Consider the following 15,264-nt stretch of genomic DNA (forward strand, 5'->3'; position numbering starts at 1 on the left):
GCGGCGGTTCAGTGGCGCTCGCGCCGTGACAAACCGGGGATATCAATTTTGGGCGCACCTGATGGTCTGATGTAACGAAGAGTCACTATTTAATAGCGCAATTCCAGGCTTCGCGGATTTTGAGGTCTCCCCCGGGTTTAGCTTCGGTCAGTGGTCAGCGCTATGGCTGGGCAGATTCCATTTTCAAATCCAACGAGGACAATAGTGGCCATGGTTTCAGAAGGATGGAATGGCCCGCGACTTTGTGCCGTTGAGTTTTGACGAGGTTCAATTGGGCGCAATGACGGGCAGGGGAGGTTTCGCCCCTGGGGGATACTGTAGGACATGGACGTCGCCGTCGGATCGCCTGCCCGACAAGTCACCCCTTGGCAGGACGCACGGTTGCGCTCGCCGCTACATTGCGTTTCTCTTGCAAGATGTCATTTGGCGCTATGAAATTCGGATTGCCCGGAGAGATTAAATGACCTCGGTCTTTTTTGTGTCAAAAACGGCCGTCATCAAATGCGTGCCAGCATGGATGACCCTGTTTTCAAAGTGGCTTCCAACGTAATGGAGCAGAACTTTGTTGCGGTGCACAAGAACGTTCCCTATGATACCCGTGCATTCATATCGCCGGAGGAGTGTGTCCTGAACCGCGAGTGCAGCGACGTGCGAGCAACTGTACGGCTTGGGAAATAGCCGAATCTTTCGGAGCCTTGCGATAACGGCCGAGCATCTTGCCACCGTCTTCGCGTCTCCCGCCGCCCCACCTCGGGCGGCTTCAAGGATCGATCGTGAAAATAGCAAAAACCAGCTTCATCAGCCCTGATCGAAATGGCGTCTACGCCATAGGGGCGCTCGCCTTGTCTCTCTTCGTCTTTGCCTATTCGTCCCGTTTTGGTCAGGTCTCCATTCTTCTTTACTATGCCCTCTGGCTTCCCCTGGTCCTGATCGATTATCGCCGCGTTCTGGGAGATTACAGGCGGTTCGGATGGATTTTCGCGTTCGGGATTTTTGCGTGCCTGTCGTTCTTCTGGTCGGCCGCACCGGCAGTGACGGCACGGGCGGGGCTGCAGTATCTCTCGCATATTGTTTGCGCCCTGATTGCCATGCGCCTCGTCAGCATCGATACGCTGATTAGGGGCATGCTGGCCGGCATTGGCCTGGTTCTCGTCTTTTCGCTGCTGTTCGGGGTCTATCATTTCGATCCGCTTGACGGCACGTTCAGTTTCGTCGGCGCCTTCGCCTCGAAGAACCAGCTTGGATTCTATGCTTCGCTCGGTGTCTATTTTTCCTTCGCCGCCTTTTTCATGACGCACGAGCGCTCCGCATGGCTCGGACCGGCCGCAGGTGTGGGATTGATCGCCTGCTATTGCCTGTATGCCGCGCAGTCGGCGACATCAGCCCTGACGACGCTTGCTGTCCTCGGTATTTGCCTGGGGTTGAGGGTGTTGTCGAAACTGTCGCCGCAAAACCGCAAACTGGTTTTCTTCGCCACCGTCGTGCTCGCGATATTCGCTGCTGTCGGCGCCATCTATGGCGGCGCCGTCGACAGCGTTCTGGGTATTTTCGGCAAGGATTCGACCCTGACCGGGCGCACCTATCTGTGGCAGCAAGGGATTGCCGCAGCGGGGGATGCGCCGATCATCGGGGTCGGCTACCAGGCCTATTGGGTTCAGGGTTTCTCCGAAGCCGAGCGTCTCTGGACCGAGTTCTTCATCGGCTCGCGCAGCGGGTTTCATTTTCACAACACGTTCATCGAAACCGCGGTCGAAACTGGCGGTATCGGCCTGGTCCTGCTCTGCTCGGTTCTGTTGATCACGGTCTTTGGACACCTGAAGCGATTTCTATCGCAGGATCACGCCATCGAAGCCTCGGTTTTCTTCGGCGTCGCCGTTCTTCTTTTCATGCGGGCTTTCGTCGAGGTCGACATCCTCAATCCCTATCACGTCGGATCCTTCCTGCTTTATTTTTCCGCTGGCCGGTTGACGTTGGCTGTGACGAGACCCGCGTTTGCCGGATCCTATTTGCGGGCAAGCGCCGGCTGACGGGATCGCGAGGGCAATGGAAGATAACGTTCATGCACAGCGAGGCTCAATGAAGATCATCTACGGGATCCAGTATCTGCGAGCCTGCGCGGCGCTCGCCGTCGTCTTGTTTCATGCGGCCGAGAAGACGGGACATCATTTCGCCATCGGCGCCGCCGGCGTCGACGTCTTCTTCGTTATCAGCGGCTTCATCATGTGGGTGATCAGCGACCGCCGGCCGCAGTCTCCGGGCCGGTTCCTGGCTGAACGGATCGTACGAATCGTTCCCGTCTATTGGCTGGCAACGGCTTTGATGATTGCCGGGGCAGCTATCGGCCTGTTCCCCAATCTCGTGCTGACGTCGCAACATATACTTGCATCGCTTTTTTTCATTCCCGCCCGTTCGCCGAGCAATGGTGAACTCTGGCCCGTCCTGGTGCAGGGCTGGACCCTGAATTACGAGATGTTCTTCTATCTCGTCTTCGCGGGGTCACTTTTTCTCCGGCGCAATGTCCGGCTGTTGGCCGTGACGCTGGTCTTTGTGATGCTGGTCGTATCGGGTGCGGCAAGCGGGTCCAACAATCCTTTGGTTCTGACCTATACGCGGTCCATCATGCTGGAGTTCGTCGTCGGTATGGTAATCGGGGAGCTCTGGCTCAAGGGCCGCATTCCCGGACCGGGCATTGGTTTAGCGCTCGTTCTTTTTGCAATGACCGGTTTCGTCGTTCTGCAGGTCTTCCGGCTGCCCTTCGGCGAATACAATTGTGGACCGCTTGCGGCAGCGCTCGTGGCCGGCACTTTGTCGCTCGAAGCGGCAGGACGTGTGCGCCCCTTGCGGGTGCCTGCCTTCCTGGGCAATGCATCCTATTCGATCTATCTTTGGCACACATTTGCAATTTCGGTCGTCGCAAAAGCCGCCGCAATCCTCGGCCTGGCGTCCGGCGTCGCCTTTGTGGGCGCCGTTGCCGCAGGGATCGTTGCGGGTTCCATCGCCTATGTGTTGATTGAGCAGCCCCTGGTCCGGCTTCTCCGGCTTCCACGCGTGGCTCCGCGCCCCGGCCCGGCACCCGCGAAGGGAGTATGATCCCGGCGTTCCTGGCTGCCGACCATGCCCAAAACGGGACGGGTTAGTGTGCCATTAACGACCATGCGCGGATTACCGGCAAACCGGTCGATTGAGGCCTGAAAACGGCGCCGCGCGATGGTTCCCCTATAGTCACGATGGTACCGTTTGGTTCCGATAAACCGGTGTCGCCGGGCTTTTGCGGCCCGACACGCGACGGAGGCTCCCGATGCGCAAAACCGTGCTGAACGCCCTTGGGCAATCGCTGTTCTATAGTGACGCATCGACGCGGCATTTTTCCGCGACCGGCTCTGGTCCGGTTTTGACCGGGAGCACCGCCAATGATTCCATGTGGGGAGACAGTGCCGTCAACGTGACGATGAAGGGTGGGGCCGGCGACGATATCTACTATCTCTATTCGGCGATCAATCGTGCTTATGAGAGTGCCGGACAGGGCATCGACACCGTCAGCACATGGATGAGCTATACGCTGCCCACGAATATCGAAAACCTGACGGTGACCGGAGATTTGCGATATGCTTTCGGCAATTCCAGCGACAATATCATCAAGGGCGCGGCCGGCCGACAGACCCTGGACGGATATGGCGGCAATGACGTCCTGTTCGGAGGTGCTGGCGCCGATACGTTCATCTTCTCCAAGGGTAACGGCAGCGATCTCGTGGTCGATCTCGGCGCCGACGACAGCATCCGGCTCAAGGGCTATGCGTTCACATCCTTCGACCAGATCCTCGATCGGGCGACGCAGCAGGGCGGCAATCTCAAACTGGATCTCGGCGGAGGGGAGAGCCTCGTCTTCGCCGACAGGACCGTCGCCGACCTTCATGCCAGCCAGTTCGAGCTGCAGTTGGACCGCTCCGCTTTCGTCCGCACATTCAACGATGACTTCAACAGCTTGCAGCTTCGCACCGGCACGAAAGGGCTATGGGAGGGCAAATACTGGTGGGCGCCGGAGAAGGGCGCGACATTGCCGGGAAACGGCGAGCTGCAATGGTACGTTAATCCGGCCTATGCGCCGACCTCGGCCGCCAATCCGTTTTCGGTCAGCAACGGTGTGTTGACGATCACGGCCCAGAAGACGCCTGCGTCGGTCAGTGGCCACGTCGAGGGCCACGCCTACACATCGGGCATGCTGACGACACATTCATCCTTTGCACAAACCTATGGTTATTTTGAAATCCGCGCCGACATGCCTGACGATAAAGGGGTCTGGCCGGCTTTCTGGCTGCTTCCGGAGGACGGTTCGTGGCCGCCGGAGCTGGATGTCGTGGAGATGCGCGGTCAGGACCAGAATACGGTGCATGTTACCGTGCATTCGAACGAAACCGGCACGCAAACCTCTGTCTCGACCGCTGTCAGCGTGGCAGAAACGACGGGCTTCCACACCTACGGCGTCCTTTGGCAAGAGGATGAAATCGTCTGGTATATCGACGACGTCGCCGTTGCACGCGCCGATACCCCGTCCGACATGCATGATCCGATGTATATGATCGTCAATCTTGCGGTCGGCGGATCGGCCGGTGCTCCCGGCGCGGATCTGGACGACGGCTCCCACATGAAGATCGATTATATTCGCGCCTATACGCTCGACGACCTGGCTTAGCGCCGTTTCCGGTTGAAACGACGCTGAAGTGGGGAAGCCGTCGAACAGTGCCTTCACGTCTTTTCGATATAATATTTCTCGTAGCTCTTGCGGTATTTTTCCGCTGCGCCGAAATCGCTGTATTTTCCCAGTTCGTCCATGTCGGTCTTGTTGAGCATCACGCCAAGGATCTTGGCGTTGAATTGAGGATCGGACTGGAGGACATCACGGACGAGACGCGTTGGCGTTTTCCCCCATTCGACGACCATCAGGAACCCGTCTGCAAACGGTGAGAACGCCTTGGCGTCTACAACAGGCGCCAGCGGGGCAAGATCGACAATGACGTAATCGAACACCTTGCGTGCATTGGCGATGAGGGTTTCCATGCCCTGCGAGGCAAGCAGTTCGTTTGTGTGGTGGAGATGCTCGCGCGAAGCGGTCGGCAGAATGGCAAGCTTCGTTTGCGGATCGACCCTGAGGCCTGCGGTCCAGTCGGCTTCGCCCAGGACCGCCTCGACCAGGCCAGTTTTCGCCGGCGGTGAGATCATTTCGCTGATGGCCGGGTTTCGCAAGTCCGCATCGATCAGCAATGTCCGCTTGCCACTGGCGGCGAGAAGGCCGGCAAAATTGGCGGCAACGGTTGATTTTCCTTCGCCCGGCAGCGCCGAAATCACGCCGATCACCCGGTTGGCGCGCCCTTGCAGGATCACGTCACTGGCAAGTTTGGCGCTGCGCAATGTCTCGGCGAAAGCCGAACGCGGCGATTCAATCGCGATCCGCGTCATTTTGGTCAGCGGGATGGAAGCGTCAGCATTGGCGACCTCGACATCGGCCTTGGAGATACGCCCTCGCGTCTTGTGCCAAAGCGTGTTGGTGTTCTTGCCGATGAAGGGCAGATAGCCCAGGGACTTGTGGCCGAGAATCGACCTTATGTCGTCCTCCAGCCGGAAAAACCGTTCGCGAAACTCCTGAAAACCGCCAATGACCGCGCCGGCCATCAGGCCAAGGACGATCGAAAGGGCAAGCACCATCGTCTTCTTCGGGCTGGAGGGGGCCACGGGCACGCCGGCTTCGGAGATGATACGCGCCTTGGCAATGGGGAAGGAGCGCTGCTGGGCTGCCTCCTCATAGCGGCCGAGATAGGATTCATAGAGTGTTTTGAGCGCCGTTGCGCGTTGTTCCAGTTCTCGCAACTGGACGAGAGACTGGTTGGCCTGTGAGTTGTTTCCAACGAGGCCCTCGATGCTTTTCCGCAAGGACGCTTCGCGGGATTTCGCAACCTCGAACTCGTTGCGGTAGTTCGCCGTCAACTGTTCCAGTTCGCGGTATATCTGCCCGGAAAGCTCAGCTTTCTCCGCGCGCAACGCGACAGCCTGTGGATGATCAGCGCTAAAATTCTGGGCGATGACCTGTTCACGCTTGCTGACGGCGAGATAGCGTGTCCTCAGATCCTGGATGACGGAATTGTCGGTCTGGCCCGATGAAATCGTGGCATTGTTGATGGCGTTTTCGGCGCCTTGTTCAAGGATGGACTTGAACTGGCTGTAACGCGCGGACGCGCTGGCGCTATCCGCTTGTGCGACGATCAGCTGGCTGTTCAGGTCGGACAGCTGCTGTTCGGACATGAGTTCACCGCGTGTCGATGTCAGTCCGTTTGCCGCCTTGAATTTCTCCGCATCGAGTGCCGCCGCCTGCGCACGCTGGCGCAGATCCGTCAGGCGTTCCTGCAGCCAGACCGAGGCGCGCTCGGTCGCGTCGAAATTCGCGTTCAACTGGTCGCTGAGATAGGCGTTGGCATAGGCGCGGGTAATGCGGGCGGCAAGTTGCGGATCGGTGGATTTGAACGATACAGCAATCACCGAGCTTCTGGTCACGCGCTCCACCGTCAAGGCCTGCTGGATATAGGCTGCGGCCGTCTCTCGCCTGCCGTTTTTCAGGGCTGCCTCGGAAATTTCCGGACGGCTGCTGAAAACGCCGATCAGCGATTTTGCCGCCGACTTCACCATCGACATCACAGATTGCGGCGGATTGAGTATAGTGTCGTTTTCAGCGAGCTTCTCGCTGTCGGTTACGCGCAGTGCAAGTTCGCCCGATTTCAGGATTTCGACAGCGCTGGAGATCTGCGTGTCGGCCTGCTGGGCGCTCTGCGGCGATGCCGGCGTTTCCTCCGCATATTTCGACAGGTTGTCGTCGAGCAGGATCTGGGCCTGTGACGTATAGACCGGCGTAGCCGTGAGCAGATAGGCTCCACCCAGCGCGAAGCTGACGATCACGCAGACCGCCGCCATGCGCGATCGCCTCGCCAGAATCGCGGTTAGCCGATTGAGGTCGATAAAGGAGTCGGAATCATCGGTGCGGATCGGTGAAACGGTGTTCAGCGGAAGGGGTCTTTGATTCATGGGCCGCTCTGTCTCCGGGTCCTTTGGGAATGCTGGCTGTCTCGTTGCGACGTTGTCGGCGGGGCCGAGTTCGGCTTTGTCATGTTCATTGTCTGGTGCCTTTACCGAAGAGCCCGATTGCGCCTAGGGGCGCCATCATCCGCTGCAGGCGGACGGCGATCGGCATGCTCAAGTGGCGGACAGCCGCAGGATTTTTCCATGCGGTCCTGATCGCGCCCGTGACCGAGCGTGCCTTGAGTTGATCGACCAGGATAACGAAGGACCGTGCAATCTCGATGCTGCGATGGCGGCGGTTCTGAGCCATCATCGATGCGGCATCCAGCCGGTTTTCCTTCAGGAAGCGGGCGTCTCCGGCGAGCATGGCATCCACATGCTGGAGCTTGAGGACGCGAGAAATGGAGCCACTGCGGATATGATAGGCGTACCCGGCCGTCGGCTCGATGACACAGCGGCCGCCCTTGGCAAGCGCGGATACCAGCAGCAGATAATCTTCACCGATCGGGAGATCTGCATCGTATTGCAGACCATGTTCCTCGAGAAACCGGCGCTCGAAGATCGGTTTCATGTAGCCGTAATTGTGTTCTGTCTGAAACAGGACGTTCGAATCGATAAAGGCTGCAAGGCTCAATGTTCCCAGAGCCGAGAGATCCGTTTCGTCGAACATGCGCCGGGTGTCGCCCTCGAGTGAAATAACATCCAGGTTGTCGACGACGATCTGCGCCTGCGCTGCCTTCGCGCGCGCCATCATCCGCTCCGTGCGGTCCGGGGAGACGGCGTCGTCGGCGTCGAGAATGACGATCCAGTCCCCGCGTGCGGCGTTAAGACCGGCATTGCGCGCGCCGCCGGGGCCACGGTTTTTTTCAAGACGGATAAGCCGGACGCGCGGGTCGGAATAGGCCGCCACAATGTCGGCCGTGCGGTCGGCTGAGCAATCGTCGACAACCACGACCTCGACGCTGATGCCGGTCTGCGACAACGCGCTATCGATGGCGCGTGCGATCGTGTCTTGCGCATTGAAGGCTGCCAAAAGGAATGTTGCCTGCGGATGGCTGGGCATCACGATGACCTCACCTCCACTGCGCCATATTGCTCGATTTCGCGCACCCCGAGAAGGCCGACGACGACCCCGATATGCAGGCTGGCGCGCAGCGCATATCTGTTTCGCCGCACCGGTGAAAACAGGAAGAGGAGGGCTGCCAAGGCACAAAAGCCGGATTTTGCCATGGCCAGGCCCAGTTGCTTTGCCTTGCGCATGGCCGTTGCCTGGTTGCCAATCAGGCGGCCATGTGTCTGTCCGAACCGGAACTTCCGTTTGGCGAGCCATGAAAAGGCTGCCCGCCCAGGCGGCACGGGTTCCTCGACCCAGGCTCCGGCGGCATAGGCGATCTTGCCGCCAACCTTGTGCATGTGCGTGAAGAATTCGGTATCTTCGCCGCCGCTGCGGCCAAGCGCCAGATTGAAGCGCCGGCCGGCAAGCGAGGGCGTGTCGAGGCGCAGCAACACGTTGCACGTATATCCCGTGATGATCTCTCCCGCGACCCAGACAGGAAACGTCGAATGGAAATCACCGCGTTTCATCCAGCGCGGCGCATCCGGGCGATAGGTGGCTTTCACCGGTCCCAGCACCGCGTCGGCCGTCGTCGCCTGCGCCGTTCTCAGGAGATTTTCGATCCAGCCGGGGCTGGCCGTCTCGTCGTCATCGATGAAGGCAAGAAAATCCCCCTTGGCATTCTCGAGGCAGGCATTGCGCGCAATGGAGATGTTGGACGAGGGGCAATGGACATAGGTGATCTCGTACGGGAGCGATGCCCTCAGGCCATCCACCGTCGCCGCGGCACTGGGCGCGCTGTCGTTGTCGGCAACGATGATCCGCAGGCCGACATTCGCCGGTAGATCAAGCATGGCGAGCGAATGCAGGTTTTTTTCGAGCTCCGGTCGACGATAGGTGCACACGCCGATATCGATGCGGATGTGATCCTCTTTGCTGCTCAAGCCGGTTCTCATGGCGTCACCCGGCGATTTCGGACATCGAGAAGTTCTCGCCAGAAACCGGCAGACCAGGCGAAATGCATGAGCATCGCCGAGACAGCGGCCAGCGGGCCATAGGGGTTCTTCTGCCCAAGGGCCATCCAGACGCCATATCCAAGGCACGCAAACGCCCAGAGCCCGACTGGGATGGCCGCGGCCCAACTGATGATAGCAAGCAGCGCGCCGGCGGCGATCGGAGCGACCGCCAAAGGCAGCAACTGCCGCAGACTCGGCATCGAGCGATGCTTCATGAAATTCTTCGCCCGGCCGCGGCCATAACTGAAATATTGCCGGAACAGGGCGCCGGGCGTGCTGCGCGGATAATAGATCATGCTCGTCTTGTCCGTCATCCAGATGCGGTAGCCGGCCTTGTTCAGGCGATAGTCGAACTCGGCATCCTCGTTGTGACTGAACATCTCGTCGTAGCCGCCGATTGCCCGGAAGGCCGAGATACGGATGAGCGCATGATGACCGTGATCGGTCCAATGACCGACGGAGCCCGTGCGGTGTTTTGATCCGCCATTGCCGAGCTTTGAATTCTGCGCGAAGGCCGTTGCCTTCTGGAATGTGGAGAAACCCACTGTCTGCATCGCCACCACGACGGAATCGGCGCCCGTCGAAAGGGCATCTTCCATCAGTCGCTGGCAGTAGTCAGAAGGATACTCACCATGCGCATCGATACGGATCAGGTACTCGTAACCGCTGCCAAGCGTTGCCACTGCGAGGTTGATCGCGGCGCTTTGGATTTTCTTCGGGTTGTCGAGCAGCGAGACCTTGCTGTTCAGGCTGGCGATCCGCTGGACAATCGCACGCGTGCCGTCCGTGCTGCCGCCGTCCGCAACCACGATGTCGGCATCCAGGTCCTGCAAGGCCCCGTCGAGCTTTGCAATCAAGGTTTCGATATGCCTCGCCTCGTTGAGGCAGGGTATCACGATAAGGCAGCGGTCATGCTTCAAATCATTGGCGCTCATAGCAATCCACCCTTGTTGCTGTGTGTCTGGTGAAGATCCTGCAGGAGGGGACCGGTCGGTGCAGCCTGCGTGCGCAGTTCCGACAACCGCGTGACAAGCGCTCGGGCGTCCCCCCTGTCGAAGGTCCAGTGTCTCGGGTCCGTTGCCGCGACCCGGTCGAATTCCGAAAGGTAGCGCTCGGCCGTCATGGTCGACAGGAGTGTGGCAAGCGTCGCAGCATCGGCATGATCGAGGACGAGCCCGATACCCCTGGCGCCAGTGTAGCGCGCCGTTTCCGTTCCACGCATCGCGATCGGGACCGTACCGTAGCGGCATCCCTCGTAAAGCCGGTTCGGCAGGAGCCAGCTTGAGTTCAGGCCCTCCTCGAAGAAATCGATCGCCCAGGAAAACTGCACTTCGTTGTAGATATCCGCGAGATCTTCCGGGTTTCGATACGGCCCGTGATACGTCATGAAGGGCTCGTTCCTGACGAAGCCGTCGAAGTCTTCAAATTCCGAATAGGCAGGACGTCCCCGAAGAACAACCTCGAACTTTCCGTTCATGGCCCGGCTGAAATCGGCCAGCAGATGAAGCGATTTCCGGCAGCGCAAGGCGCCGAACCAGCCGATTTTGAAGGGCTGGCCGGAGAGTGGCGGGCGAGCGGCGGGCAGGCTTGTGGCGCGATCATCGTCGAGCGCAACGACCTGATTTTCAAGAAGCAGTATCGGGGCTTCGAGACGCGATAGCGGGCGGAAATAGTTCTCGATGAACGCGGGCGAACTCGTGATGAGGAGGCTTATCTTGCGCCCGAGAGCGTGCTCGGCACCACGCAGAATACGACCGACGGCATCCTGACGCAGCAACAGGCGGTGAATGTCGAGGCATTCGTAGACGATGGGCACCTTGCCCCCGAAAATCGCATTGGCCCTGTTGGCAAGGGCGAGCATTTCCAGATTGCGTGCGATGATGACGTCCGGTTTTGCGGCACCTCTGAGCTTTGTACCCAAGCGCATGGCGCTTTTGGCCACGGCGGCGATCCGCTGGGCAAATCGGCCGTCCCGTGTGACGCCAAGTTCTATCGCGCGCGTACCCTCGGGCGCGGCTGCGCCCCGGCGGAAACCGGCGAGGGTCACTTCAGCGCTCCCCGCCTCCAGCACCAGCGTTCTTCGCCGGATTGCCGGGTCGGCCAGATCATGGGCGAGGTACAGAACTTTCAGCATACAAACATTCCGTTCTCCGTGCTCGGCTTGGAGCGATCATCTTCCTGCCCGCGTGGCAGAGGCGGCCAAGATTCAGTTCAGCGTGCAGGTGATGGATTCAGGAAACGTGCATTTGTCGCCGGGTGCGGTGAACGCGATGCGATCGATCTGCATCGTCGCCGGCCCCCTGTAGTCAAATTTCCCCATCCAGCCGCTCAAGGTGTCTGTGCCCCAGAGGCTGAAGAAGATTTTTTGAGCATTGACGGGAATCTTGGCGGCGTCCGTCACGTCCTGGACGAGGGTGCCATTGAGATAATAACGCAGGCGCCCCTGTTCCCAGACAAAGGCATAGTCGTTGAAACCGGCATTCGCGCCGCCGGCAACGTCGACCAGCTTTTCATTGCCACCCTTGGCGGAAATATACTGGTTCACCTGAACCTTGCCGGAATCCTTGCCAAGCACCTCGAAATCGATCTCGTCGTGGGGCTTCTTGTCCGTCGGTCCGATATAGGTGAAAAAGGCGGAATTCAGCCCAGAGCCTTCGGCCGTCCTGATCCTTGCCTCATAGGTGCCGAAGCCGAAGCGTTTGCGGGTCTGAATCTCGCCGCAGACATAGCTTCGCTTGCCCGCCTTGCGTTGTTCGAACGTCAATTCCAGCACACCGTTTTCAACGGCAACCTGCTTTTTCGACCAAGTGCAATTCTGGTGCGCGCCATTGTCCCAGCCGTCCGACACGTACCAGACCTGCGGGTCGATCCGGTCGAAATTCTCCACAAACGATGTTCCGGATTTTGCGGCATCCGCGAATGCAGGCGTCGACAGAGCGGCCGAAAGAAACGTCGCGCTCGCAAGGAGCGTAAGGGTCGTGGTCATCGGATAACCTCTTTCTTTGCAGGGTAGGGGCCTTGCCAGTTGTTCTCCGCATGGCCGAGCGGCGGGGACACTGCCGGTGCTTGGGTCGATTTGCCGGCACGGCTGCCCGTCAGCACGGCGTGGAGCCGTGGCGTCAGAAGCCGCGTTGCATTGTGGGTCAGGATCAGAATGGCAAGGGCAAGGATCGGTGCCGAAAAATAAAAGAGCGGATAGAAATCGGCATTTCCCGCGCGGTTCCAGATCATCCAGAAGAGGATCAGCAGCGGATAATGAGCGCAGAAGATCCAGAAGCTCAGGCCTTCCAGCTTCGACAGGCGCATACCAAGACGTGAGCGGATGAGCAGCAGGGAGATCGCCCATGAACCGATGATGCCGCAGAGCGCCACGAGGCTGCGCAGGATATCTACCCAGACGGGGTAATCGGGGCCGGTCCAGTATAGGACGGTTGCCAGCATGACTGCCGCCGCGAGAAACAGACCCGCAATCCGGCCGGCGAACGGGTCGAGAGTTCGAATGTCAACCTTGTGAAGGCTCACATAAATCCCGCAACTGAAGCCGAACAGGATGGATTTCTTCAGGAAGATGCCGTTCGGAACCGGAAAGACGACATAGATGAAGAAGAGCCCCAGCGTCGCCAGCGGAAATCGGCTGATCATGGCGGCAAGAAGCGGTGACAGCAGGATGCACAGCAAGAGGTCGCGCAGGAAATAGAGAGGAATGTTGATCGGCGCCGCCTCAAGGGCGGTTGCCAGCGTCGCGAGGTCTCGCGGCGTTGCGTTCAGCGCATCCGGCAGATAGCCGAAGCCGATACCGCTTCGCTGGGCAACCAGCACCAGAACGAGAAACGCCAGGTTCCAGATCAGGAATGGCAGAAGAACCGTGCGCGCCTTGGAGCTGAGGGTTTTTCCGTAGTCGAAAGCCCCGAGTCCGCGGCGAAACAGCAGATAGCCGGATATGGCACTGAGGCACGGGACCCCGACGCGAAAAAGGCTGTCGCCCAGAAAAACGCGGATCCAGTCGATGAAACCGTTGTCACCCGTAAACGGGCTTGTCAGTGGATCGTGGGGAACGTGTACGAAGACGATACCCGAGATGAGCAAGATGCGCATCAGATTGATCCGCGCCGATGTGTTAGCGTCGATAATCAAAGACGACATCCTCTGTTTGGGCTGCTGTCTCCCCCAAGAGCAGCCGATTCAACCAGAGCAGATTTTGGCCTGCGATCTGAAAGATAGAGCAGACCGGCCGGAAAAATATGGCGACGCAGCAAAAAAATGAATGATTTGCTGCAATGCACGCAGGCATCCAAGACACGATCAGGCGATCGGCGAGGCTGCTTTTCCGTTCTGGGCCTGGCAAAAAGCCCTTAACCACAGCGTTTTGCAGAACATCCAAATGTTCTGATGAAGATCAGGATGCAGCCCGCAGTCGTCTCTGATTTTCTCTGGAAACGACTCGACATTGCACGCCAGGGTTTATGAAATTGTGTCGCTCAGCGGCAATTTGTGCCAGAAGAAGGCGCGTCAGGCTTGTTGCCACACCTCACTCGGACGAATCCACGGCGCCGTTTTTGCGTCTGTTTTTGATCAGCGTATAAATCTTTCGCAGGAGATCACGCTCTGACAGGATGACCAGCAAGCAGTAGATCATCCCACCGACGGCGGCGCCCACCAGAATCTGCAGGACTTCGTTCGGCATCACCCCGCCCCACGTATCAAGCAAAAAGCGGACGACAAGCGCCATCACCAGCGCCGCCAGCATGGGCCGGCTGCTGATGTAAAGACCCTTGAGGAACGGTGTGCCGTCGGCGCGGAACACCGCCCAGGAATAACCGACAAGCGTGATGGCGTTGACGATGCACAGCCAGATCATCGCGTCGATGAGAGAGCCCGAGGCTGCGCCATAGGCGACGGCAAAGCAGGTGGCGATGGCCCGGATGATTGCCGACCAGAACAGTGCGCGACCGTGCCCAACGCCCTTGAGATAGGGAATGAACGTGCTGCAGGGTGTGAGAATGCCCTTGGATAAGGCGAGTAGGCCAAGGACAGGCCAGGCATAGGCCCATTGCTGTCCGAACAGGACACGCATGGCCGGTTCCGCCAATGCCCAGATGCCGAACATCATCGGTGCCAGAAGCACGGTCGTCACCTGCGTGCTGAACATCAGGGCCTGCGACCGGCGCTCCTTGTCATGCATCATGCCGCTGAAGGCCGGGAACAGAACCCCCATGACAGCCGACAGAACCACCTGGTTTGGAATGCTCGCAAAACGGTTGGCGGCGGAATAAGCGCCAGCGTCGGCAAGGCCGAGATAGCGCGAAATGATGACCATCGGCGACTGGAAGGTGATGAAGTTTGCGACTTCGGAACCCATCATGCCAAGGCTGAAACGGCTCAGGCCCAGAACCCGGCCCGGGTTGAACACGAAGCGCGGCAGGTAGTGGGATACGGCATACAGGCCACACAAGCGCACCAGCGCCGACGCGAACAGTTGCGCCATCAGCGCCCAGACGCCCCACCCGAAGATTGCCAGAACGACGGCGACCACAGCTCCCAGTGATTCGGAAATCATCGACCACACGGCGTCCTTGGAAAAATTCATCCGCCGGGCAAGGAGCGAATAGGCGACATCTCCACCGAGCTGGAGGGGTATAAGAAAGCTCATGACTTTCAACAGGTAAGCCGCTTCCGGAGCACCCAGGAGCGCCGCAAAGAAGTCCGCGCCGATGAAGAGGCCAAGTGCCATGAGGCAGGAAATTGCAAGATTTGCCCAGAAGACGGAATGAACCGTTTCCATGTCCTCTTCCCGCTGGATCACCAGTGCGGAGGTCAATCCGGCACCACCAATCATCGCCAGAAATTGCACGACAGTCAGGGCGACGGCAACCGCTCCAAACTCCTCCGGCGTGAGGATACGAGCCAGAATCGGCACGGTGACAAACTTAAGCCCGAATGTGCTTGTCTTGGATAAAACGCTCCAACCGACATTGCTCGTAACGGATTTGACGTTAACTGTAGGGGGCATGGCGTGCATCCTGTATGGCAATGGGAGGATCATCGAGAGGGAGGATGTTTGGGCACGAAGCCCAAAAATGACTGAGGCGGCTCACGAGGGAGGTCAAACTCCTCGACATCCGGGCCGCTGCC

12 protein-coding genes are annotated in these 15,264 nt (G+C 59.1%); 4 read left to right on the plus strand and 8 right to left on the minus strand.

The genetic code is table 11. The features are described 5' to 3' along the window. The first annotated feature begins 773 nt into the window (after positions 1 to 773). From ASG68_RS26130 to ASG68_RS26140, 3 genes are all read left to right on the plus strand, one after another. Positions 774 to 2,027, plus strand: coding sequence for an O-antigen ligase family protein (locus ASG68_RS26130; RefSeq protein ID WP_062584418.1), 1,254 nt, complete (start codon positions 774 to 776; stop codon positions 2,025 to 2,027). Between the two features lie 49 nt (positions 2,028 to 2,076). After that, the gene (locus tag ASG68_RS26135) at positions 2,077 to 3,090 is read left to right on the plus strand and encodes an acyltransferase family protein (RefSeq protein ID WP_062584419.1); all 1,014 of its coding nucleotides are present in this window, start codon (positions 2,077 to 2,079) and stop codon (positions 3,088 to 3,090) included. A gap of 208 nt (positions 3,091 to 3,298) precedes the next feature. Further along, positions 3,299 to 4,690 (plus strand): family 16 glycosylhydrolase, encoded by a 1,392-nt coding sequence (locus tag ASG68_RS26140; RefSeq protein WP_062584422.1) that lies wholly within the window; start codon positions 3,299 to 3,301, stop codon positions 4,688 to 4,690. Positions 4,691 to 4,743: 53 nt separating this feature from the next. Here ASG68_RS26140 and ASG68_RS26145 read toward each other — a convergent pair whose 3' ends face one another. From ASG68_RS26145 to ASG68_RS26175, 7 genes are all read right to left on the minus strand, one after another. Further along, a complete protein-coding gene (locus tag ASG68_RS26145; RefSeq protein ID WP_062584424.1) occupies positions 4,744 to 7,068 on the minus strand; it encodes a polysaccharide biosynthesis tyrosine autokinase in 2,325 nt (774 codons plus the stop codon). A gap of 85 nt (positions 7,069 to 7,153) precedes the next feature. Next, positions 7,154 to 8,125, minus strand: a complete 972-nt coding sequence (locus ASG68_RS26150) for a glycosyltransferase family 2 protein (protein ID WP_062584425.1) — start codon at positions 8,123 to 8,125, stop codon at positions 7,154 to 7,156. After that, entirely contained in the window at positions 8,125 to 9,060 is a 936-nt protein-coding gene (locus tag ASG68_RS26155; protein WP_244484335.1) for a glycosyltransferase, read from the minus strand. The genes ASG68_RS26150 and ASG68_RS26155 overlap by 1 nt, the downstream gene beginning before the upstream one ends. 8 nt (positions 9,061 to 9,068) lie before the next feature. Beyond that, positions 9,069 to 10,067, minus strand: coding sequence for a glycosyltransferase family 2 protein (locus ASG68_RS26160; RefSeq protein ID WP_062584429.1), 999 nt, complete (start codon positions 10,065 to 10,067; stop codon positions 9,069 to 9,071). After that, on the minus strand, positions 10,064 to 11,266 hold the full coding sequence (locus ASG68_RS26165) for a hypothetical protein (RefSeq protein ID WP_062584431.1): 1,203 nt from the start codon (positions 11,264 to 11,266) through the stop codon (positions 10,064 to 10,066). The genes ASG68_RS26160 and ASG68_RS26165 overlap by 4 nt, the downstream gene beginning before the upstream one ends. Positions 11,267 to 11,338: 72 nt before the next feature. Further along, the gene (locus ASG68_RS26170; RefSeq protein WP_062584433.1) at positions 11,339 to 12,118 is read right to left on the minus strand and encodes a family 16 glycosylhydrolase; all 780 of its coding nucleotides are present in this window, start codon (positions 12,116 to 12,118) and stop codon (positions 11,339 to 11,341) included. Continuing rightward, the gene (locus ASG68_RS26175; protein WP_413814045.1) at positions 12,115 to 13,227 is read right to left on the minus strand and encodes an acyltransferase family protein; all 1,113 of its coding nucleotides are present in this window, start codon (positions 13,225 to 13,227) and stop codon (positions 12,115 to 12,117) included. Before ASG68_RS26175 ends, ASG68_RS26170 begins: the two co-directional genes overlap by 4 nt. Here ASG68_RS26175 and ASG68_RS31770 point away from each other — a divergent pair. Beyond that, positions 13,211 to 13,396, plus strand: coding sequence for a hypothetical protein (locus ASG68_RS31770; RefSeq protein ID WP_162243614.1), 186 nt, complete (start codon positions 13,211 to 13,213; stop codon positions 13,394 to 13,396). The two genes, ASG68_RS26175 and ASG68_RS31770, sit on opposite strands and share 17 nt — an antisense overlap. Positions 13,397 to 13,660: 264 nt before the next feature. On the opposite strand, the gene ASG68_RS26180 is transcribed toward ASG68_RS31770, so the two are convergent. After that, on the minus strand, positions 13,661 to 15,142 hold the full coding sequence (locus ASG68_RS26180; RefSeq protein WP_062584435.1) for a lipopolysaccharide biosynthesis protein: 1,482 nt from the start codon (positions 15,140 to 15,142) through the stop codon (positions 13,661 to 13,663). Positions 15,143 to 15,264 lie beyond the last annotated feature (122 nt).

It is taken from the genome of Rhizobium sp. Leaf453, assembly GCF_001425605.1.
Lineage (GTDB): Bacteria > Pseudomonadota > Alphaproteobacteria > Rhizobiales > Rhizobiaceae > Pararhizobium.

Bases quoted from the DNA above. Each gene is read 5' to 3' on its own strand.
- ASG68_RS26135 (WP_062584419.1), top strand. From the start codon at position 2,077: ATGAAGATCATCTACGGGATCCAGTATCTGCGAGCCTGCGCGGCGCTC.
- ASG68_RS26140 (WP_062584422.1), top strand. From the start codon at position 3,299: ATGCGCAAAACCGTGCTGAACGCCCTTGGGCAATCGCTGTTCTATAGT.
- ASG68_RS26145 (WP_062584424.1), bottom strand. From the start codon at position 7,068: ATGAATCAAAGACCCCTTCCGCTGAACACCGTTTCACCGATCCGCACC.
- ASG68_RS26150 (WP_062584425.1), bottom strand. From the start codon at position 8,125: ATGCCCAGCCATCCGCAGGCAACATTCCTTTTGGCAGCCTTCAATGCG.
- ASG68_RS26160 (WP_062584429.1), bottom strand. From the start codon at position 10,067: ATGAGCGCCAATGATTTGAAGCATGACCGCTGCCTTATCGTGATACCC.
- ASG68_RS26165 (WP_062584431.1), bottom strand. From the start codon at position 11,266: ATGCTGAAAGTTCTGTACCTCGCCCATGATCTGGCCGACCCGGCAATC.
- ASG68_RS26170 (WP_062584433.1), bottom strand. From the start codon at position 12,118: ATGACCACGACCCTTACGCTCCTTGCGAGCGCGACGTTTCTTTCGGCC.
- ASG68_RS31770 (WP_162243614.1), top strand. From the start codon at position 13,211: ATGAGCAAGATGCGCATCAGATTGATCCGCGCCGATGTGTTAGCGTCG.
- ASG68_RS26175 (WP_413814045.1), bottom strand. From the start codon at position 13,227: ATGCGCATCTTGCTCATCTCGGGTATCGTCTTCGTACACGTTCCCCAC.
- ASG68_RS26180 (WP_062584435.1), bottom strand. From the start codon at position 15,142: ATGCCCCCTACAGTTAACGTCAAATCCGTTACGAGCAATGTCGGTTGG.